The organism is Neobacillus sp. D3-1R (assembly GCF_052180215.1).
Lineage (GTDB): Bacteria > Bacillota > Bacilli > Bacillales > Cytobacillaceae > Pseudoneobacillus.
The window spans coordinates 1603492-1626468 of sequence record NZ_CP197471.1 but is presented as its reverse complement, the minus strand read 5'-3'; the positions used below and the strand labels follow the sequence as shown (position 1 = coordinate 1626468).

The window sequence follows — 22977 nt, the reverse complement described above, 5'->3', positions numbered from 1 at the left end:
AATATAGAAAAAAACCCACGATTGGTGTCGTGGGTTTCGGATCTTACATAAATTCAGCTACTAATTTATCGAAATGTTCTTGATCAAGTTTTAGATTAGCTTGAGTTAGTGGAGTTTCTGAGTAGCCTTGAACTAATTCTTGATATGATTTACGTTCTTTATCTTGATAGATTAAACCAGTAACAAGGCCATTATGCTTCATTAATGTTTGCATAGCCAGTTCACGGTTAGAGCTATCATAGCCTTCAATATCAGAAAGCTTTGTTAAGTTTTCCTTGAACCAGTCATATGTGTTTACTTTATTGTATGTTACACATGGGCTAAATACGTTAATTAAAGAGAAACCTTTATGATTTAAACCAGCTTCAATTAAAGCTGTTAAATCTTTTAAGTCAGTTGAAAAACTTTGTGCTACGAAAGTAGCTCCAACTGTTAACGCCAGTTCCATTGGAGAAATCGCTTGTTCGATTGATCCAGAAGGAGTTGACTTCGTCTTGAAACCTGCAGCAGAACGTGGTGAAGTTTGTCCTTTTGTTAAACCATAAATTTGGTTATCCATAACAATATACGTAATGTCAAGATTACGGCGGATGGCATGAACAGTATGACCCATACCAATCGCAAATCCGTCACCGTCACCACCAGAAGCAATAACAGTTAGGTCGCGGTTAGCCATTTTTACACCTTGAGCAATTGGTAATGAACGACCATGAATTCCATGGAAGCCATAAGAATTAATATAACCAGAAATACGTCCGGAACAACCGATACCTGAAATAACAGCTAAATTTTCAGGCTCTAGACCAACATTTGCAGCTGCACGTTGAATGGCAGCTTGTACAGAGAAGTCGCCACAGCCTGGGCACCAGTTCGGTTTTACATTGTTACGAAATTCTTTAAAAGTGGCCATTTAGAACAACTCCTTACATTTTGTGTGTACTTCATGTGGTAAGAACGGATTTCCGTCATACTTTGTAATTTTTTGAATTTTTTCGCCATGACCAACATTCATTTTCATGATATTAGCCAATTGACCTGTTTTGTTATTTTCAATAACTGCTACTTTTTTAGCAGATTTAATTAAAGGAAGAATCTCATCAGTTGGGAACGGATGAATTAAACGTACATGTGCATGATTCACTTTAATTCCGTCATTTTCTAAACGGCTCATAGCTTCCTCGATGGCACCACGAGTTGAGTTAAATCCAACAATAAGTAAGTCAGCTTCCTCATGTGGAGCATTTTTATGCACTGGCGTGTTAAAGCGAATATTTTCAACCTTACGGAAACGCTTATCCATTTGAGCATTTCTGTTAGCTGCTGATTCAGATGGTTTTCCTGTTTCATCATGTTCTACTCCAGTAACATGGTGGATACCATTCTTCATTCCAGGAATAACACGTGGAGAAACACCGTCTTCTGTCACTTCAAAACGCTTGAAATAACCTTTGTCAGCCACTTCAGGAAGATCGCCAGTTACTAGCTTTCCACGGCGAATCTCAACCTTGTCAAGTTCTAAAGGTTCTACCGTTTGTTTACCAAGTGATAATTGAAGGTCCGTTAAGATGATAACTGGACACTGATATTCTTCAGCAAGATTTAATGCCTCAGCAGTATCATAGAATGCTTCTTCAACAGTACTTGGAGCCATTACAATTTTCGGAATCTCACCATGAGTTCCATAAATCATAGCCATTAAGTCTGACTGTTCTTGTTTAGTTGGTAATCCAGTTGATGGACCTCCACGTTGTGTATCAATGATAACAAGTGGTTGTTCCGTAATACCTGATAAACCAATTGCTTCCATTTTTAAAGATAATCCAGGACCTGCAGATGCTGTGATTGCACGTACACCACCGTAGTTAGCTCCAATGGCCATTGTTACCGCTGCAATTTCATCTTCTGTTTGAATAACAGTTCCACCAAGTGCAGGAAGCTTTTTAATTAAGTATTCCATTATTTCAGATGCTGGTGTAATTGGGTAAGCCGCCATAAAGCGAGTTCCTCCAGCCACTGCACCTAACGCTATCGCATCGTTACCAATCATGAATAATCGTTTCTTACCATCAGCTTTTTCAAGCTGCATTGTTTCAACGACACCTAGTTCTTTTTTCATATAATCAAAGCCAGCTTGGATGGCTTCCATATTTTTATCAACAACTTGTTGACCTTTACGTCCAAAGATTTCTTTAACAACTTCTTCAAAAACCTTAATATCTAGGTCTAAAACTGCTGAAGTAGCCCCAATTGCTACCATGTTCTTCATAAGGGATGTTCCTAGTTCAGTAGCAATATCTGTAAATGGAACCGTATACAATGCCGCATTCGTATCTTCCGGCTTTTTCGGATCAAACTTAGAATCCGCCATGATCACACCGTGGTCATGTAATTCCTTATAGTTTAGGTCGATAGTTTCTTGATCAAACGCCACAAGAATGTCTAAATCATCAGAAATGGAACGAACTTCTGTAGTGCTTACACGAATCTTATTGTTTGTGTGACCACCTTTAATACGTGATGAAAAGTGGCGATATCCGTATAGGTAATATCCTAAACGATTTAATGCGATAGAAAAAATTTCTCCGGTACTTTCAATACCTTCCCCTTGCTGCCCGCCAACTTTCCACGAAAGTTGCTTGATCATGACTTACACCCCTTTAGATATGTAAAAACGTTACATTAGTAATGGTAGTACCTTCCAGTAACTCTTTATAACTAGCCAATGGACTACTTATTGAATTAATTGGTAGCGTACTAAACGCTTTCAATTCTAGACCTATGTGCAAAAAAATGCAACCCTTAAAACCCAATTATTGAATAAAATATGAATATTTTTTAATAATTTGAAATAAGATTAACAATTTAATAGTTTCTTTCATTTTTATCCATAAAAAAACTGTGAAAGCCTTGTGCCTTCACAGTCCTTTACTTTTATCCTTTTGGGTACCGTAACGCCATATTATCAAATAAAAACTGTTTTACTTGTATATCACTATAGTATTTACATAATTCATTAACAAGCAAGTTATATCCTGCAATCGATTCAAGCCCCATAACAAATTCTTCTATTCCATCAAAATCTGAACCAAATCCAACATGCTTTTCTCCACCAAGCATACATATATGCTCTAAATGATTAAGAATATCCGAAATTGCGGCCTGCCTTTTACCGGAAAGAAATGGAGGATAGAAGGTAATTCCGATTACACTATCTCTATCTATCAGTGCTTCAATTTGTTCATCTCTAAGATTCCTAGGACTTGGACATAATGAATAGCAATTAGAATGAGAGGCTAATGGATAATCCCCCCACTCCATAATGTCCCAAAAAGCCTTTTCTGAGAGGTGAGATACATCAATCCATGTTTTGGTTTCATTTAAAAGTCCAATTACCTCTTTCCCAAATTTAGATATTCCAGCACCACGGTCTTCAAGGGCACCATCTGCTACATGATTTGCAAAATTCCATGTTAATCCAACAGAAGTAACGCCTAATCTTAATAGTGTTTTTAATTTAAGGAGATCCTTCCCAATAGGGTCACACCCTTCAAGAGTAAGAATGGCTCCGATTTCATCATTTTTTAATTTTTCAATATCCCTCTTGTTCCGCAGCAATTTAATTTGTGGATTTGGTCTAAGTATTTTCTCGTAAAACAAATCAACCATGTACAAGGTTGCATGAAATGATAGCTCAGGATGTAATGTCGTTGGAACAAAAATCGCAAAACATTGAATTTTCGTATTTACTGACTGCATCCCATTCATTGTTACCTGAAGTTTATGTGAATCTAGAAATTGGATGGTAGGGTCTAAAAACATTTTATATAAAACATCACAATGTGCATCAAAAATTTTCAACTTTCCCACCCTTTCCCAAGCTACTCTCTTTCTAAAAAGCTGTTTTCGTATAGTTTGTGGTTTTAGGGCTCTCTTATTAAAAGTTCAGCTCTTTTCTTCATTTTCATATGAGTTTAACATCCTATATGGTGAAATCCCTATTTATAAGTTACAAAAAGCAACAAAGTTTCAGAAAAGAGCCTTCTAAAAAAAGAACCTGCTTGCACAACTGCAACCAGGGACACAAATTTTTACAAAAAAATGATTCTATGGATAATGACTAGGCTCTAGATCAACAAACCTACCTGAAAATTATCTTGGCTCAACTATTAGTTTAATAGCTGTTCGTTCTTCACCATCAATCAAAATATCGGTAAATGCTGGGATACAAATTAAATCGACCCCGCTAGGCGCCACAAATCCTCTTGCAATCGCTACTGCTTTTACAGCTTGATTTAATGCACCCGCACCAATTGCTTGAATTTCTGCTGCACCACGTTCACGCAGAACCCCAGCAAGCGCACCAGCTACCGAATTAGGATTAGATTTTGCTGAAACTTTTAAGATTTCCATTCCTAGCTCCTCCTTGTTTAATCCCGATCCCGCATGAAATCCCATGTCCAATCAGGTTTAAATAATAACTTGATTAACAGGTTAAATATCCCACTAATCGAAAGTAGAAATAATCTGGTACTAGCCGGCATTTTCATTTATTAGACACCATGCCTTAAGTACTGATACATCGTTCCACTGCTACTATATTCAAGGATAAAAACACTTATTCCAGCTTGGACAAAATTTGTTTAAGTTTTGATTTTAATTAAAGGCTGTTTTCGTATAGATTGTGGCTTTCATAAAAATCCCAAAGCCGGATTTTTACAAATTCCCTTAATGAGTTAGCAACTCTTTCTTGATTTTATAAAGAATTTTATTCAAATTTTAATGTAAAATCTCTCTTTATTAGTTTTAAAAGCAACTAAGTTTTAGAAAAGAGCCTAATAAAATAAAATAACCTCCACTAAAGGAGGTTTTTTATTAAGAATAAAATGGGTTATCGTCATTAATTAGTATTCGCTCTATTTTTTTCGCCAGTCCTGTCTTCTGATCAATATGTATGAGAACAGCACTTAATAGGGTTCTTCCCTCTTTTGGGACTTCGAATCGTACAGGTAAGCTGGTTAAAAACCTTTTTAATACTGCTTCTTTTTCAACCCCTAATATCCCATCATATGGCCCTGTCATCCCGACATCCGTTAAAAAAGCAGTACCATTTGGTAAGATACGATTATCTGAAGTTTGTACATGGGTGTGCGTTCCAACCACTGCAGAAACTCTACCATCTAAATACCAGCCCATTGCCTGTTTTTCACTAGTTGCTTCAGCATGAAAATCAACAAAAATGATAGACGTTCTCTTTTTAGCTTCTTCAATTAATTCATCCGCTTTTTTAAAAGGACAATCAATGGCATTCATAAAGGTCCTTCCCTGAAGGTTTATTACAGCTACTTCTAATTCATTATATTTTAAAAAGACTAATCCTTTACCTGGAGTACCCTCAGGAAAATTAGCTGGTCGGACTAGATATTTTGCGTCATTAATAAATTCAAAAATTTCTCGATTATCCCATGAATGATTTCCTAACGTTACTGCTTGAGCCCCAACCTCTAAAAACTGACGATAAATACTCTGAGTAATCCCTTTCCCACCTGCTGCATTCTCACCGTTAATAATAGTAAGTTGCGGTCTATATTTTTCCTTAAGCTTAGGAACATATTCTTTTACCATATCTCTACCTGGGGAACCGACTACATCACCTATAAATAATATTTGCATAGTTTATCCTTTCTTCCTTACACTTTTAGCTTTATTTTAACACAATGGTACTTCAGTTATGAAACGGTCTTGATTCTTATATATAAGGGCTAAAAACAATAAAGCGGTGCATATGCACCGCTTTAAATTGTTCAATTATTTTGCATATTCAACAGCTCTTGTTTCACGAATAACTGTTACTTTAATATGCCCTGGATAGTCTAACTCTTCTTCGATTCGTTTTCGTATATCACGCGCTAAACGGTGAGCAGCTAAATCGTCAATTGTTTCCGGTTTAACCATAATACGAATTTCACGACCCGCTTGGATGGCAAAGGATTTTTCAACACCTTCATATGACTCTGAAATCTCCTCTAGCTTCTCTAAGCGACGAATGTAGTTTTCAAGTGTTTCACTTCTAGCTCCAGGTCTTGCAGCTGATAAAGCATCAGCAGCAGCTACTAGTACAGCTATAACCGAAGTCGGCTCTGTGTCACCATGATGGGATGCAATACTGTTAATTACCACTGCATTTTCTTTATACTTAGTGGCTAATTCTACACCAATTTCAACATGGCTTCCTTCTACCTCATGATCTATTGCTTTTCCGATATCATGTAGAAGACCTGCACGACGTGCTAATGTTTCATCTTCACCTAATTCAGCAGCTAATAAACCGGCAAGGTAAGCAACTTCAGTAGAGTGTTTAAGAACGTTTTGACCATAACTGGTACGGTACTTTAATCGCCCTAGAATTTTGATTAAATCTGGATGTAAGCCATGCACACCAACTTCAAATGTCGTTTGTTCACCAATTTCACGAATATGTTCATCCACTTCTCTACGAGCTTTATCAACCATTTCCTCAATACGAGCAGGATGGATACGTCCATCTTGAACAAGCTTATCTAATGCTAGGCGAGCAGTTTCACGGCGAATTGGATCAAAACCAGATAAAATAACTGCTTCCGGAGTATCATCAATAATTAAATCAATTCCAGTAAGTGTTTCTAGTGTTCTGATATTTCGTCCTTCACGACCAATAATTCGACCTTTCATTTCATCATTTGGTAGATTTACAACAGAAACTGTTGTTTCTGCCACATGATCGGCTGCGCAACGTTGGATTGCCAGAGAGAGAATTTCCTTCGCTTTCTTATCGGCTTCTTCTTTCGCGCGGTTTTCAGATTCTTTCACCATTATGGCAATGTCATGAGCAAGTTCTTGCTCCACACGCTCCAAAATGATTGCTTTCGCTTCATCTCTTGTTAAGCTTGAGATACGTTCCAGTTCAGTTTGCTGTGATCGTACCATCTCGTCCACTTTGCTTTCCATCTCTTCAATATGCTGTTGTCTTTGGTTAAGAGAATCCTCTTTTTTCTCCAATTGAATTTCACGTTTATTCAGTGATTCATCCTTTCGGTCAAGATTCTCCTCTTTTTGCAGTAAACGATTTTCTTGTTTTTGCAGTTCATTTCTTCGTTCACGAACATCTCGTTCTGCTTCTGTACGAAGCTTGTGAATTTCATCCTTTGCTTCAAGTAGAGCTTCCTTCTTCAAGGCTTCAGCATCACGCCTGCCATCTTCAAGAATTTGCTCCGCAGCATTTTTTGCACCAGCAATTTTTGCCTCAGCAATGGATTTTCGAATAAAATAGCCAACAACTGCACCGACGAATAGGCCAAGCAAAATGGAGATGATTGTAGTTAGTTCCATCGTTACACCTCCTCTTGCTATGAACTTTTTACGTTTTTTAAGTGTCGGCATGTACATTGTCAAAAATATCAACATACAGCACAAAGGCTTCTAAACACTTTAATTCTCAAAAAAATTGTAAAATATACATATTTAATTGTATAGTTGCATATAGGTTATTGTCAAGGGTTTGTCCTTGAAGGGCTTGAAAATATTTGAATTAGTGCAAAAGTTTGGATGAAATTTATGTAGTTTAAAAGGGGCTAGCTATGCTAGCCCCTAGAAAATTAATCTAAAAGTTCAAATTTCTCATCTTCTTCTGTTTCCGTAACGAAAACATCAGAATCAAGACCATAATTTTCGCGAATTTTCTTCTGTATTTCTATTCGTAAAGAAGGATTTTCTTTTAAGAATAATTTGGCATTCTCACGGCCTTGTCCTAAACGCTCATCATTATAGGAATACCATGAACCGCTTTTTTGAATGATATCTAGCTCAGAGCCAAGGTCAATAACTTCTCCTTCTTTTGAAATCCCTTCTCCATACATGATATCAACTTCGGCTGTACGAAATGGAGGAGCAACTTTATTTTTTACTACTTTTATTTTTGTTTTATTTCCGACCATATCAGTTCCTTGTTTTAAGGTTTCTGCTCTTCGAACCTCAAGACGAATAGTTGAATAGAATTTTAATGCACGTCCACCTGGTGTTGTTTCAGGGTTCCCAAACATTACTCCAACCTTTTCACGAATTTGGTTAATGAAAACTGCGATCGTTTTCGATTTATTAATTGCACCTGATAGCTTACGTAATGCTTGTGACATTAAACGAGCTTGAAGACCAACGTGAGAATCTCCCATTTCCCCTTCAATTTCTGCTTTAGGTACAAGTGCAGCAACAGAGTCAATAACAATGATATCAATTGCACCACTTCTTACAAGTGCTTCAGCAATTTCTAATGCTTGTTCTCCAGTATCAGGCTGAGATAATAATAACTCATCAATATTTACCCCAAGTTTTTGGGCATAACTTGGATCAAGTGCATGCTCAGCATCAATAAAAGCAGCTTGACCACCATTTGCTTGAACCTCTGCAATCGCATGTAATGCAACCGTTGTTTTACCTGAACTTTCTGGTCCATAAATCTCAATAATTCTTCCTCTTGGATATCCACCTACTCCAAGTGCAGCATCTAACGCTAATGATCCACTTGGAACCGTTGAAATTTTACTATCTGTTTTTTCTCCAAGCTTCATGATAGAACCTTTACCGAATTGCTTTTCTATTTGTTTTAGAGCCATTTCTAAGGCTGCTTGACGATCACTCACAATAGTTCCTCCTTAAATGAGGTAAGAAAAATCTATTAACTACTTTTTCTTACACCGATATTCTAAATCTACTATAAACGTTTTTCCTGAGTTTGTCGAGCAAAAAATCGAACACTTATTCGTTTTTTATCAAAAGGAAATTTAGCTCAAAATGTTAAAATTTCATAAGAATTAACGCTTTTCGCTTCTATTTTGGCGCAATTTAACCATTTTCTCTTATTATGCAAATATATATTACTATAATTTATATTTTAAAGTATAGCTTGATAGTTGAGGCAAAAAAAACAGGTAAACTATTAAAGTTTACCTTGTTTCGCTTTTAAATGTTTAACTAAATAATAATATCCGTATTTAACTGTTCTTATTCTAATAGCTTCTCTACTTCCAGCAAGTTCTAATTTTTCAACAAGTGGCGTTCTTCCATCTATATAAATTCCAATATAAACCGTACCTACTGTTTTGCCTTCAACAGGATCTGGCCCTGCCACTCCTGTAAAGCTAATACCGATATTTGAATTTAATTGTTGGGCAATATTTTCAGAAAGTTCGATTGCACATTGTTCACTTACTGCACCATACTGTTCTATTGTTTCAGGCTTCACTTGAACTAACTTCATTTTTGAATCATTAGAATAGCACACAACTCCACCATTTAACACACTTGAAGCACCTGGGAGAGCAGTGAGAAGTTCTTGAAACATGCCACCCGTTAAGCTTTCAGCACATGAAATTGTAAGATTATTTTCTTGAAGAAGGAGGAAAGCTTCCTTCATTAGAGACGTATCATTATATCCATACAAAAATTGACCGACCCTATCCCTAATCTTATTCTCCGTTTCATCCAATAGTCGCTTGGCTTCGTTATCATCATGATGTCTTGCTGTTAGCCTTAACGTAACCTCCCCATCTGAAGCAAGAGGAGCGATCGTGGGGTTAGACTGTTGATCAATTAAATCTTCAATTTGAGTTTCTAAGGCTGATTCTCCGATACCAAAAAAACGAAGGACCCTTGAAGTAATTCTACTTGCATGACTTATTTCATTTAATAAAGCAAATTTTCCATAATTAGAAAACATTGGCTCCATTTCCTTTGGAGGACCAGGTAATAATATATATACTTTATCATTAGATTTGAATAGCATTCCTGGCGCCATTCCATTATCATTTTGAAGTATTATACTTCCTTCCAGAACAAGAGCTTGCTTCTTATTGTTTTCCGTCATGACTCTTTTCGTTCTCACAAAAAATTCTTCAATGGATTTTAGCGCAATCTCGTCCATAACAAGCTGAGTTTTTAAATGTTTTGAAATGGTTTCTTTTGTTAAGTCATCTTTGGTAGGACCGAGACCGCCTGTAAAAATAATAATGTTCGCACGACTCTCCGCTGCTGCGATAGCTTCTTCTAAACGTGAAGGATTATCGCCAACTACTGTGTGGTAATAAACATTTACGCCTATTTCTGCCATTTGTTGAGATAAAAAACGGGCATTCGTATTCACGATTTGCCCTAATAATAATTCAGACCCTACAGCAATGATTTCAGCATTCATTTTGTAGCCTCTTTTCTAACCTACTTTGAATTTTTAAAGACCGCTTTATTTTTATCAAAATAATCCCAACCAGACCAAATAGTGAAAATTAGCGCAACCCATAGGGCAATATCAGCAAAAGGAATGGAAAGCAATTCAAAAATGATATTATGTAAAAGAAATGCAGAAATGGCCACGATTTGAGCCCACATTTTTATTTTCCCTAACATTTTAGCCGCAACTACTTCTCCTTGGTCAGCCAGTACTAATCGAAGACCTGTAATAGCAAATTCACGGCTAATAATAATGATTGCTACCCAAGATGGAATATAACCAAGTTCTACTAAAACAATCAATGCAGCTGAAACTAATAATTTATCAGCTAACGGATCTAAAAATTTCCCGAGATTTGTAACCAAATTATATTTTCTTGCATAATAGCCATCTACCCAGTCAGTCGAAGCTGCGAAAATAAATATTAGAGCTCCTATAAAATGAGTGACTGGCATAGTAGCACCCAATAAATGCATAGTGCCCCAATTAAATGGAACAAGCATAATAACTAAAAACAAGGGTATTAAAAAGATTCTTGATACTGTAATTTTATTTGGGATATTCATCCACAAAAACCTCCAATTGCCATTATAAAAAAGCGGAAAAAATAGTCATCTTTGGATGACTATTCTACCTTCTGAGAAAAGCGAATAACGATATCTTGTCTTACTTCATCCGTAGGTGCAATCGCATATTCCAGTTTTTGATCATTAATATAGATCTCTGTATTTACTGAATTTCCAATTACAAGGACTGCTTCAGTTTCCTTTGAATAATCTACGGTTTGACTTTCTGTTTGACCTTTTTTCAACATCCCTTGGTAAAGTGAAAATCCTTTTCCATTTTTCATATTGACCCAAGTTTCACCTGTTGAAACAAGCTTTAATTCAAAGTGGTCTGTATTTTTTAACTCATACACTGTTTCGGAGCCCTTTGTTGATACAATATTAACCTCTTGAACAGGGGTTTCAGCTTCTTCGGTTTCCGTTTCTTCTTCAGATGCTGTATTATCATCTGATTGACCATCTTCTTCAGTATTCGTGTCCGCAGACGTTTCTTGTTTGTCGTCCTGTTTACTTTCTAGGTTTTCCGATTGTTCAAAATTTACCGGTTCATTTCCAGTATTCACTTCCTCCTTGGTATTTTCACCAGCATTTTGTTGAAGGAAATAATATATTAATGCCGCAGCCCCAAGAATAAAAACACCTATCAATAATTTAGGAAGTATGTCAAACACCTTCGAATTTCCATCGGAAATACTTTTCCTCGTTTTTACTCGAGAGAGCTCTGGCAACTCGGTATTTACTACCGATGGTACCTCTTCTTTATAAAGATCAAAAAGCTCTTCAGGATTGAGATTAACCGCTTCTGCATATTGTTTGATAAATGCCCGAACATAAAATTTGCCAGGCATCATCGTGTAATTACCTTCTTCTATTCCAATTAAATATCTTTTTTGTATTTTTGTGATTGTTTGGAGATCATCTAAACTCAATCCTTTGGCTTCTCGAGCTTCTTTTAGTCGATTACCTAATTCCGTCAACTTTTAACACCTTCCAATATTTAAAAATCAAATCCTCCAAAATCAGAATCAGAGAATAGGTTATTCTGATTTACTACTTCATATGTAATTTCTTCATCAGGATCATTGCGAAGTTCTATAATATAGTCAAAATCATCAAGTGTGTACTCGGTATTCTGAACAAATATATCTGGATGTTCAACAACCTTTACCGCAGGTAACCTCATGATTTCACGTACCAATTGCCAATGTCGTTCATTAGCTCTTCGGGTTGAAACAATACCATCAAGGATAAAAAGATTATTTTCGTTATATTCATCCTCTACCAGTTGATTTCGAATCGTTTGTTTTAGCAATGTTGATGAAACAAAAAGCCATCGTTTATTTGCACAGACACTTGCTGCAACAATAGATTCTGTTTTTCCTACCCTAGGCATTCCTCTTATTCCAATTAGTTTGTGCCCTTCTTGCTTATATAATTCTGCCATAAAGTCAACCAATAAGCCAAGTTCGTCACGTACAAACCGGAAAGTTTTTTTATCGTCCGCATCTCTTTGGATATAACGACCGTGACGGACCGCGAGACGGTCTCTAAGCTTAGGCTCTCTTAACTTTATTACTTTTATTGTATCCATTGTGAGCAAAATAGACTCAAGTCTTTGGATTTGGTGATTGTCATTAGCTAATATTAATAAACCGCGTCGTCCTTCATCAACGCCGTTAATCGTTACAATATTAATCGAAAGCATTCCTAAAAGAGAGGAAATGTCGCCCAGCAACCCAGGACGGTTTTTTTGAATTTCATATTCTAAATACCATTCCTTCTTTTCCATAAAAACCTCCTAAGTATATACCCGACATGATTCAACAAAAACCCTGTTACTATCATATATGATTTTACCTTAATATGAAAGAAAAAACAGACATTCTAGGAATTCCTTTCCTCTAAAAACATTCCAACTCTAAAAATTCACTTACATTACCACTTTAAAGTAACGGGGGTCAGACCCCCGTTACTTTAAAGTGGTAAAAGGTATTAAAAAAGAGAAGGGATTCAATTCCCCTCTCACGTTTGGTTCTTATCCTTTAACAAGCTTGACCATCATGTTGGCAATAGCATGTTGTTCGTCTTCGTTAGCTACTGACCATAAATCAGCTAAAATTCTTTCTTGTTCGTTTTTTGGATCAACTTGAGCAGCTAAGTAGTCACCAATTTGATAAGCAAGGTCATTAACGACTCCCTTACTCATCCCTTCTGATTCAGCTTGGCTGAGTCGATCACCTAAAAAGTCTTTCCATTGTTGCCAATTATCTAATACAGACATACGGTGAAAACCTCCTTTAAAGTAATACAAATATATTTTGTTTCAAGAAGTTAAAAATATACGTTTGTAAATGATAATGAGAAAAACTTTAGATACATCTGAACATTTTATGAACAAAGCATTTACGTATACCATCCACCATTTATAGATAATACTTGTCCAGTAATATAGGATGATTGTTCTGACAATAAAAACGAAACACCTTTTGCGATTTCTTCTGGTCGTCCTAAACGCCCCATAGGAATTTCTTCTTTTAGGCTTTCCAATTCATCGGATTGTAAATGGTTGACCATTTTGGTTTCAACGGCTCCTGGAGCAATAGCGTTTACCCTAATACCATTTAAGGCAACTTCCTTGCTTAAAGCCTTTACAAAAGAAAGTTGAGCCCCTTTGACAGTGGAATAGGCTACCTCAAAGGAGCCTCCTATTTGTCCCCATATGGAAGAAATCACCACAATATTCCCATGTCGTTTCTGAACCATTTTTGGTAGAAGAAGCTTTGTAAGAAGTAATGGAGCCGAAACATGAACGTTTAATAATTCTTCTGTTGTTTGAGGATCAAGATCGGTTAGTAGTCCGTAATGTGATTGACCCCCATTATGCACAATCGCATCCAATGAAAAAATATGATTTACAATCCTTTCGTAATCGGAGACCTTACTTAGATCCCCTTGAACCGGAATATATTCCCCCTGAAAATGATTAATGGAATTCAATAGCTCTTCTATACCCTTTTTATTATGATTGTAATGTAAGTAGAGATTGTACCCTTCTTCTGCAAGTTGTCGTGCTATAGCCTGTCCAATCCCCCCACTTGCGCCTGTAATTAAAACAAATCCCATATAAACTCTCCTGTTTTTAACCTAATTTTAACGGATTTCATATATAGTTGAAAGAAAACAATGAAAAAGGAATGACTATTTACGCTGTCATTCCTTTTTACTATTACTTATTAGGCACTACTTGACAAACCGTAAATCGTTCCTCAGAGATAAATTCTGTACATAACGATTTAATTTCTTCTAATGTTATTTTTTCTAACGTTGGCACAACATCAAACAAATTCATATCATTAAAAGCATAGCGAGTAAATTGATTCGCAATATATTCTGGAGAATTGACTGAGCGTAAAAACGCGCCAATTTTTTTTCGCTTTGCTTTATTTAAGCTTTCTTCTGAAATGACATTTCCTGCGGCAGCATCCTTTACCATTTTCTCTAAAGTTTTTGCAAGCCCATCCGGATCTGATGTATCCCCACCGATCATCGCAAAACCGAATCCTTGTTCTTGGGTAAAATCATAAGAAAAAGTCTCATCAATTAATCCTTCCGAATAAAGCATCTGATAATTATCCGAACTTTTCCCAAAGAGAAGATCTAACAATAAATTAGTAGCTAATTCTTTCTTTAGCATTTCTTCACCTGTATATTCTTGAGGGAGGGCTTTAATCCCAAATAAACATTTCGAGGTTTGCACATTCATTTTCAACACTTTTTTCTTTTCTGCCACTTCAATCGGTTCATCTTCAAATTTACGTTGGATTTCAGGTTGGTCTTCAAAAGGCTTCTTTGTTTGATTTTCTTTGATAAAATTCATCGTAGCCTCTACATCTACAGGACCAACGACAAAGAGTAACATATTACTCGGGTGGTAGAAAGTATAATAGCATTGGTAAAGCATATCCTTTGTTATTTTAGCAATTGATTCAATTGTTCCAGCTATATCAATTTTTACGGGATGATTTTTATACATATTTTGAATTAGACCAAAATACAATCTCCAGTCCGCGTTATCATCATACATGGTGATTTCTTGACCGATAATACCCTTTTCCTTTTCAACCGTTTTCTCAGAAAAATATGGGTCTTGAACAAAGTCAATTAATGTTTCTAAATTTCTTTCAAAATTGGATGTACTTGAAAACAGATAAGCGGTTCTAGTAAAAGATGTAAATGCATTTGCACTGGCTCCTTGCTTACTAAACTGCTGAAAAACATCTCCATCTTCTTTCTCAAAAAGCTTATGCTCTAAGAAATGAGCAATTCCGTCCGGAACCTTTGTAAATTCACTATCCCCTTTTGCTACAAAATGGTTGTCAATAGAGCCATATTTCGTAGTAAAGGTAGCATAAGATTTATTAAAACCTTTTTTTGGCAAAATATAGACATCTAAGCCATTTGCCATTTTTTCGTAAAACAATTCTTCTTGAAGCTGGTCAAATGTTATTTTTTTCATTTTTGCCTGCCCCCAATCCAGTTAAGAAGTAAATTGTATCTAACTCTATTTTTTGCGCAACTGCAATAATTTCCTCTTTTGTTACTTTATTCATTTCTTCTATCCATTGGTCTAAGCCTATTTCTACTTTACTGACAACATTATGGTATAAAACCTCAACAATGCCTCGGGAAGTATCAATGGTTTCTAGTAATTGGTTTTCTATTACAGCTTTCGTTTGTGCGAGCTCGTCATCTGTAAAATTCCCCTTCCGCATTTCTTCCATTTGTTCATGGATAATACTAACCGCCTGGTTATAATTATTCATATCAATACCGGACATGACCATCATGATTCCTTTATGACTTTCCATTCGGCTTGCTGCATAATAAGCTAAGCTTGCTTTTTCCCTTACATTAATAAATAACTTGGAATGTGAAAAACCACCAAATATCCCATTAAACACTTGTAAAGCAAAGTAATCTGGGTCACCATAAACAATATTGGTTCGATAACCGATATTTAATTTTCCCTGTTTCACATCTTGCTCTTCTTTAACCTCATTGACCGTTTCAATATTTTTACGAGCATAATCAGATATTTCTTTAGGGGTACGCTCCTCAAATTGAAACAAATTATTTACCATTCCTTCTACTTCTGCTTCCTCCACATCGCCAATAATATATAGATCCATTTCATCTTCTTTTAAAGTCTTTTGATAGTATTGATATAGACTTTCAGCCGTAATACCATCCACTGCATCTAACTGGCCATTGACATGTAAAGAATATGGTTCTTCTTTAAACATTTCTTCCACAAGTCGTAGATTCGAATAGCGCATTTTATCGTCAAAAACGGATTGAATTCTTTGCTTTAATGTTTTCTTCTCTTTTTCAACTGTAGAAACATGAAAAGCTTGGTTTTCTTTATTAGGTTTTAGTAATATTTCAGCTAAAAATTCCATTGCTTTCTGAAGCAAGGGGGTGGAATCTGTTAGGAATTTTTCATTTGCTACTTCCATAACAAAACTCATGATCTGATATTCACCTTTTTTTGCTAAATCTACGTACAAAGTTGTACCATATAAATCGTCTAAATAAGAACGAAGTTGGGTAGTGGTTGGATATTTTTCAGAACTGCTTTGTAAAACGTGAGGAAGTAAAGCCCTTAATGTAACATCTTCTTTCGTTAAAGGGGTCTTCATTCTCCAAACGATTGTGTTGGTTTTATATTTATCTGTTTTGACCAGATGAAGTTTGTACCCTCTCATCTCTTTTACAGTTTCAGTGATAACTGGCATAGGATGTCCTCCTTAACACGTAATAAATACTATCCTATTCATCATATGTACCGATATTCTAACTTATTTTCCCATTAAAGGCTACATTACCCATAATGCAAAAGTTTTGCTATCTTCATTTTTTGCTTTTTCCATAAAAATAAACCTATTATTTCAATAAGACATCACAAATAAAACCTTCCGACAATAAAATCGGAAGGTTTTATTTTTATGAACTAATTAAATTTCTCTCACTAAGGTTATACTCATTAACGTACACTGTACCAGATTTAAAACAAGCACAATTCCTACCTTTAGCTTTTGCTTCATATAAGAGTCCATCAGCTTCTGCTAATAAATGACTATGTGTAGGAGCAGAGTGAGACAATGCAACTCCAAAACTCATCGTTATACTCCATTTTTCGTCCGTATACGTCGTCAAATGAAGTTCCTTATAAAGATCATTTAGAAAAAGTTTAATTTGGTTTTCAGTTGTTTGTTCTAAAATAATGGCAAACTCTTCTCCTCCATAACGAAAGGCGTGTCCATTAAATTTATCAACAAGTGTTTGAATTGTTTTTCCCAGCTGTTTTAATACTTCATCCCCAACTAAATGTCCATACTTATCGTTAATTTGCTTAAAATCGTCAATATCACCCATGATTAATGTGAATTCTGTTTGATTTAATGACAAATAAGCAAGATTTTCCTGAAAATGCCTATGATTATATAATCCTGTAAGATAATCTTGGACTAAGAGCTCTTGATAAATTTCTTTTTGTTTCATGTGTTTTCGTTCCCTTAATACGATTAATGAACCAAATAGTCCGACAATCCAAGTAAAAAAGGAATTAATTAAATATAAAAATATATGATCCAAGCCATTGTCTAAAATTAAATAAATAGCTGTATAACCAATTGAAACAGCAAGTGAGGAAATAAAAGCTCCCTTTGTTTTCCAATATATCGTAGCATGCATAATTAGCAGATAGGAAATAGGGAATAAATAACTTTCCACACCGCCTGTTAAGGCTAATAGCCAGATAAGGGCAATATAATCAAATACAATACCGAGTTTTGTTATTTTTTTGAACCATTCATCCTCAGGTTTAATCCTATTCAAGGCGATTTGTGATAAGGTCATATACAATATTCCTACAGAAAGTAAAATCGGGAATGTTGTATGATTGAAGCCAAGTATGGTTGAAATAGGTGGCACATAAAATAATATAATACTAATACCCAAAAAAACCCAACGCAGAATAGAAAAAAGTTTCTCAGTCTGATAATCGTTTAAATATAAAGAATACTTCATATATTGCTCCTTGTATAACAAAAATGAGAAAAGGTTTGATATTTAAAATTTTATCATTTTTTCCAAATAAATGAAATTATAATGTTTAGAAAATATTTTTTGATAAAATGAAAAGACACCTGTTTAATACAGGTGTCTTTACGTTTATCTTATTATCTCTTACCCTTTTCATATGGTTGACCGATTGCTTTAGGAGCATCTGCACGACCAATAAATCCAGTTAAAGCAAGTATGGTTAGAACATAAGGAGCTATTAATAAGTAAACACTCGGAATGTGTGCAAGGAAAGGTAAACTCTTTCCAATGATACTTAAGCTTTGCGCAAAACCAAAGAATAAGGCCGCACCCATTACTCCAAGAGGATTCCACTTACCAAAAATCAATGCCGCTAATGCCATAAAACCTTGCCCGCTTATCGTTGCATGACCGAAATCTGATGAAATTGCTTGAGCATAGACGCCTCCACCGATACCACCTAAAGCACCAGAAAGGATAACAGCAATATAACGCATCTTAATAACATTGATTCCCATCGTATCAGCTGCCATCGGATGTTCTCCTACTGCTCTTAGTCGAAGTCCAAATGGAGTTTTAAACATAACAAACCAAACAATAACAGCGAAGATAATAGCAACATAAGAAGTGTAATACGTATTTTGGAAGAAAAGTTCTCCAATAACTGGTATATCCTTTAATACAGGAATATCAACTTTACTAAAGCTCTTTTGAATAATATCCGTTTGCCCTTTACCATAAATCAATTTTACTAAGAATAAAGCTAATCCAATCGATAAAAGGTTAATAGCAACCCCAGATACAGTCTGATCTGCCTTAAATGTTATAGATGCTACTGCATGGAGAACGGAGAAGATTGCTCCAGCAATCATTGCTGCAATTAGCGAGACCCATGGTGTCGCTGCTCCAAACACACTATCAAATGTAAGGTTAAAAACGATTGCTGTAAATGCTCCTATTACCATTAAACCTTCCAATCCAATGTTAACTACCCCTGCGCGTTCGGAGAAATTTCCACCTAAACCAGTGAAAATAAGTGGTGCTGCCCAAAGTAATGTTGAAGGAATTATGATAAGTAAAATATCCATGAAGCCCACTTATTTCACCCCCTTTTTACTAAAACGATCCATAACCCAACGAATCATATAACTTGATGCTACAAAGAAAACAATTAAAGCAATAATGATATCTACTAATTCATTTGGAACTCCAGATTCAAGAGGCATATTTAATGCTCCAACCTTTAAAAATCCAAAAAGAATAGCTGCTAGTACGACTCCAAGTGCTGTATTTCCACCTAATAGCGCAACAGCGATACCATCAAATCCTACACCTGTAAAACCACCTTTTACTGATGCATATCCAAAAGTTCCTAATCCTTCCATTGCACCGGCTAAACCGGCAAATACCCCTGCAATAACCATAGATAGTATAATGTTTTTATTTACATTCATACCTGCATATTGAGAAGCATGCTGATTAAAACCTACCGCACGTAATTCAAATCCACGTGTTGTTTTCTCTAATAAAAACCACATAAAAATGGCACCGAAAATAGCAATGATGATTCCCCAGTGTAAACGTGAATAATCTGTAATAGATTCAAGGAAAGGAGAACGTAAAGAAGCAGATTCTAGAATTTTTTCTGTTTTATCACCACTAGCTCTAGCCATATAATTTCTAATAATATAGTTTGTTGCATGAAGAGCAATATAGTTCATCATAATCGTAACGATTACTTCATGAACTCTAAATCTAGCCTTTAAATATCCTGGAATAAAAGCCCATAAACCACCAGCAACCCCTGCCGCAATAACAGCTAAAGGTAAATGAATAATTCTTGGTAAATCAAAGGATACTCCCACCCATACAGCTGCTAGCCATCCTACGATTAATTGTCCTTCAACACCGATATTAAATAATCCTGTACGAAATGCAAATGCAACTGCTAATCCTGCTAAAATATAAGGAGTTACTTGTCTTACAACTTCACCAGTATAATAGATTTCACCAAATGCACCGTTCCATAAAGCCGTAAAAGCGGCAACCGCATCATATCCACTCACAATCATAATGATTGTTCCAACCAGCATACCTAATAGAACAGCAATCACCGGAATCGAAAGTTCTTTTAAGCGATTAGACATTTGTTTGTTCACCTGCTTCCTTTCGTTTCGATCCAGCCATCAATAGACCTAACTCTTGTTCGGTCGTTTGTTTAGGATCGACAACCGCAACAATTTTCCCTTCATAAATTACTGCAATCCTATCACTTACATTTATGATTTCATCTAACTCAAATGATACAAGTAATACCCCTTTACCATTATCACGTTGCTCAATTAGACGCTTATGAATAAACTCAATCGCCCCTACATCAAGTCCACGAGTCGGCTGTGCAGCAATTAATAAATCTGGATTTCTATCTATTTCTCGCCCGATAATGGCTTTTTGCTGATTTCCTCCAGAAAGAGCACGTGCTAATGTGAATTCACTTGGAGTTCTAACATCAAACTCTTCAATCAGACTTTTAGCTTTTTGATATATAGTTTTGAAGTTTAAAACACCATTTTTTGAATTTGGCTTTTGGTAATAGGTTTGTAAAACCATGTTTTCACCGATTGGATAGTCAAGGACCAAACCATGTTTGTGACGATCTTGTGGAATATGCGCAAGACCAGATTCTGTAATCTTTCTCGGAGGGAGTTTGGTAATATTTTTTCCATTTAATTTAACAGTTCCACTCTCAATTTTTCGAAGACCAGTTATAGCCTCAATTAATTCAGATTGACCGTTACCATCTACTCCTGCAATACCGACTATTTCCCCTGCTCTAACGGTTAAGTCCAACCCATTGACAACATTTAGTCCACGGGAATCCTTTACCATAAGGTTTTCAATTTCAAATACGGGATGTTTGGGCTTGGCTTCTACTTTATCAGTTTTAAACGTTACTTCACGCCCTACCATTAAGCTAGCTAATTCATTTGGGTTTGTTTCTGATACATTAACTGTACCAATCCCTTTCCCTTTGCGAATAACTGTACATCGATCACAAACTTCCATAATTTCTTTCAGTTTATGAGTAATTAAGATAATGGATTTCCCTTCGTTTATAAGCGTTTTCAAAATTTGAATAAGTTCAGAAATTTCCTGTGGTGTAAGAACCGCAGTAGGTTCATCAAAAATAAGAATTTCCGCACCGCGATACAGCGTTTTTAATATCTCAACCCTTTGTTGCATACCTACTGTAATATCAGAAATTTTGGCTTGCGGGTCAACTGCTAAACCATATCGTTCTGAAATTTCTCTAACTTCTTTTTCAGCCTTTTTAATGTCAATAACTCCACCCGAAGTAGTTTCTTTACCAAGGATAATATTCTCAGTAACAGTGAAAGTATCAACTAACATAAAATGCTGGTGAACCATTCCAATACCTAATTCATTTGCAATGTTCGGATTGGTTATTTTAACAGGTTTCCCATTGACACGAATTTCACCTTTTTCCGGCTGATACAGTCCGAAAAGAACGTTCATTAACGTAGACTTTCCAGCACCATTTTCACCTAATAAAGCATGAATTTCCCCTTTTTTCACTTGAAGGGTAATGTTATCATTCGCTACTATTCCCGGGAACTCTTTTCTAATGTTGAGCATTTCAATAACATAATCCATTATTTTCACTCCTTGCCCCAAAAAAGGAATTATTATGCATAAGTAGTAAGAGGTCAGACCTTTTGTTAGTTTTAAAAAAGGGGTATCCCCTATTTTAAAAAGTACGTGTTTTTCCTGACCTAACTAAAATCTTAAATGAAAAGTAGAAGACATTTCTACACTTCAGTTAGGATTCTATCCCTTATTTTGATATAAAAAAGGAATAAGTGGGCCGGCATTGCAAGCCCGCTTATTCCTTAAAAAAATTAACAGCTTATTTTACATCTGCACGTGCAGCAGGAACAACGATTTCACCGCTTACAATTTTATCTTTGTACTCTTGAACTTTAGCTTCGATATCAGCTTTGTTTTCAAGTTCTTCATTGATTGGCGCTAAACCTACACCATCAACATCTAAACCATAAACGATTTGTTCGCCGCCAGGGAATTCTCCATTAGCAGCTTTAGTAGAAAGGTCTTTAACTGCATTGTCAACACGCTTTAAAGCAGAAGTGATAATTACGTTATGTTGAGCTCCATCGATTTCAACTACACCTTCAGCAGTTTGGTCAGAGTCAACACCGATAGCCCAATAGTTCTTATCAGGATTTTTCTTCTTAAGGTCACGAGCTTCTTTGAATAATCCGTTACCAGTACCACCAGCAGCATGGAAAATTACGTCAGCGCCAGAAGAATACATAGTAGAAGCAATTGTTTGACCTAATTCAGCTTTGTCAAATGCACCTGCATATTGAACATCTACTTTTGCAGATGGATTTACTGCTTTAACACCAGATAAGAAACCAGCTTCAAAACGCTCGATAACTGGAATTTCCATACCACCGATGAAACCGATGATGTTAGATTTTGTCGCTAAACCAGCTGTGATACCAGCAAGGTAAGCAGCTTCTTGCTCTTTGAAAAGAATACTAGCAACGTTTGGTTGTTCAACTACAGAGTCAACGATTGCAAATTTAGTATCCTTTTGTTGTTGAGCAATTGCATTTACAGCGTCACCCATCATGAAACCAATACCAAAAACAAGGTTGAAGTTTTGACGAGCAAGAGTATTTAAATTTGTTTCATAGTCAGCATCAGATTGAGATTGAAGGTAATCAAATCCTTTAGTACCTTTTTCAAGACCATTATCCGAACCATAAGCTTGAAGACCTTCCCAAGCAGATTGGTTGAATGACTTGTCGTCTACTCCACCAACGTCAGTTACCATAGCAACTGTAAATGCTTTTTCTGTTTTTGTGTCTTCACCAGCAGCTCCATCGTTTTTGTCGTCTGCTTTACCGCAAGCACCTAAAAGTGTCCCAGCAGCAAGTACTAAAGATAGCGCTAAACCTAATTTACGCTTTTTCAAAATATGTACCCCCTATTTTTGGTAAAATG

20 protein-coding genes are annotated in these 22977 nt (G+C 35.9%); all 20 read right to left on the bottom strand.

The features are described from left to right. Positions 1 to 43: 43 nt before the first annotated feature. A complete protein-coding gene (locus ACSBPO_RS08255) occupies positions 44 to 910 on the bottom strand; it encodes a 2-oxoacid:ferredoxin oxidoreductase subunit beta (protein WP_442599578.1) in 867 nt (288 codons plus the stop codon). After that, positions 911 to 2644, bottom strand: a complete 1734-nt coding sequence (locus ACSBPO_RS08250) for a 2-oxoacid:acceptor oxidoreductase subunit alpha (RefSeq protein WP_442599577.1) — start codon at positions 2642 to 2644, stop codon at positions 911 to 913. A 287-nt stretch (positions 2645 to 2931) separates the two neighbouring features. Then, positions 2932 to 3858 (bottom strand): dipeptidase, encoded by a 927-nt coding sequence (locus tag ACSBPO_RS08245; protein ID WP_442599576.1) that lies wholly within the window; start codon positions 3856 to 3858, stop codon positions 2932 to 2934. 291 nt (positions 3859 to 4149) lie between these two features. Next, a complete protein-coding gene (spoVS, locus tag ACSBPO_RS08240) occupies positions 4150 to 4410 on the bottom strand; it encodes a stage V sporulation protein SpoVS (RefSeq protein WP_003211281.1) in 261 nt (86 codons plus the stop codon). 462 nt (positions 4411 to 4872) lie between these two features. Beyond that, positions 4873 to 5670: a TIGR00282 family metallophosphoesterase gene (locus ACSBPO_RS08235; protein ID WP_442599575.1), complete on the bottom strand. Its 798-nt coding sequence runs from the start codon at positions 5668 to 5670 to the stop codon at positions 4873 to 4875. A 135-nt stretch (positions 5671 to 5805) separates the two neighbouring features. After that, the gene (rny, locus tag ACSBPO_RS08230; protein WP_442599574.1) at positions 5806 to 7365 is read right to left on the bottom strand and encodes a ribonuclease Y; all 1560 of its coding nucleotides are present in this window, start codon (positions 7363 to 7365) and stop codon (positions 5806 to 5808) included. Between the two features lie 266 nt (positions 7366 to 7631). Further along, positions 7632 to 8672: a recombinase RecA gene (gene recA, locus ACSBPO_RS08225; protein ID WP_442599573.1), complete on the bottom strand. Its 1041-nt coding sequence runs from the start codon at positions 8670 to 8672 to the stop codon at positions 7632 to 7634. 296 nt (positions 8673 to 8968) lie between these two features. Continuing rightward, a complete protein-coding gene (locus ACSBPO_RS08220) occupies positions 8969 to 10222 on the bottom strand; it encodes a competence/damage-inducible protein A (RefSeq protein ID WP_442599572.1) in 1254 nt (417 codons plus the stop codon). A gap of 20 nt (positions 10223 to 10242) precedes the next feature. Next, the gene (gene pgsA, locus ACSBPO_RS08215; protein ID WP_442599571.1) at positions 10243 to 10821 is read right to left on the bottom strand and encodes a CDP-diacylglycerol--glycerol-3-phosphate 3-phosphatidyltransferase; all 579 of its coding nucleotides are present in this window, start codon (positions 10819 to 10821) and stop codon (positions 10243 to 10245) included. Positions 10822 to 10880: 59 nt separating this feature from the next. Beyond that, a complete protein-coding gene (locus ACSBPO_RS08210; RefSeq protein WP_442599570.1) occupies positions 10881 to 11798 on the bottom strand; it encodes a RodZ domain-containing protein in 918 nt (305 codons plus the stop codon). A 20-nt stretch (positions 11799 to 11818) separates the two neighbouring features. Further along, positions 11819 to 12610 (bottom strand): DUF3388 domain-containing protein, encoded by a 792-nt coding sequence (locus tag ACSBPO_RS08205; RefSeq protein ID WP_442599569.1) that lies wholly within the window; start codon positions 12608 to 12610, stop codon positions 11819 to 11821. A 246-nt stretch (positions 12611 to 12856) separates the two neighbouring features. Continuing rightward, entirely contained in the window at positions 12857 to 13102 is a 246-nt protein-coding gene (locus ACSBPO_RS08200; RefSeq protein ID WP_442599568.1) for a DUF3243 domain-containing protein, read from the bottom strand. 122 nt (positions 13103 to 13224) lie between these two features. Beyond that, entirely contained in the window at positions 13225 to 13944 is a 720-nt protein-coding gene (gene ymfI / locus ACSBPO_RS08195) for an elongation factor P 5-aminopentanone reductase (RefSeq protein ID WP_442599567.1), read from the bottom strand. 103 nt (positions 13945 to 14047) lie between these two features. After that, a complete protein-coding gene (yfmH, locus tag ACSBPO_RS08190) occupies positions 14048 to 15337 on the bottom strand; it encodes an EF-P 5-aminopentanol modification-associated protein YfmH (RefSeq protein WP_442599566.1) in 1290 nt (429 codons plus the stop codon). Further along, entirely contained in the window at positions 15318 to 16616 is a 1299-nt protein-coding gene (gene yfmF, locus ACSBPO_RS08185) for an EF-P 5-aminopentanol modification-associated protein YfmF (protein ID WP_442599565.1), read from the bottom strand. The genes yfmH and yfmF overlap by 20 nt, the downstream gene beginning before the upstream one ends. Positions 16617 to 16824: 208 nt before the next feature. Then, positions 16825 to 17910: a GGDEF domain-containing protein gene (locus ACSBPO_RS08180; RefSeq protein ID WP_442599564.1), complete on the bottom strand. Its 1086-nt coding sequence runs from the start codon at positions 17908 to 17910 to the stop codon at positions 16825 to 16827. 152 nt (positions 17911 to 18062) lie between these two features. Beyond that, positions 18063 to 19022 (bottom strand): ABC transporter permease, encoded by a 960-nt coding sequence (locus tag ACSBPO_RS08175; RefSeq protein WP_442599563.1) that lies wholly within the window; start codon positions 19020 to 19022, stop codon positions 18063 to 18065. Beyond that, a complete protein-coding gene (locus ACSBPO_RS08170; protein WP_442599562.1) occupies positions 19023 to 20072 on the bottom strand; it encodes an ABC transporter permease in 1050 nt (349 codons plus the stop codon). After that, the gene (locus tag ACSBPO_RS08165; RefSeq protein ID WP_442599561.1) at positions 20065 to 21600 is read right to left on the bottom strand and encodes an ABC transporter ATP-binding protein; all 1536 of its coding nucleotides are present in this window, start codon (positions 21598 to 21600) and stop codon (positions 20065 to 20067) included. Before ACSBPO_RS08165 ends, ACSBPO_RS08170 begins: the two co-directional genes overlap by 8 nt. Positions 21601 to 21853: 253 nt before the next feature. Beyond that, on the bottom strand, positions 21854 to 22948 hold the full coding sequence (locus ACSBPO_RS08160) for a BMP family lipoprotein (protein ID WP_442599560.1): 1095 nt from the start codon (positions 22946 to 22948) through the stop codon (positions 21854 to 21856). Between the last annotated feature and the right edge of the window lie 29 nt (positions 22949 to 22977).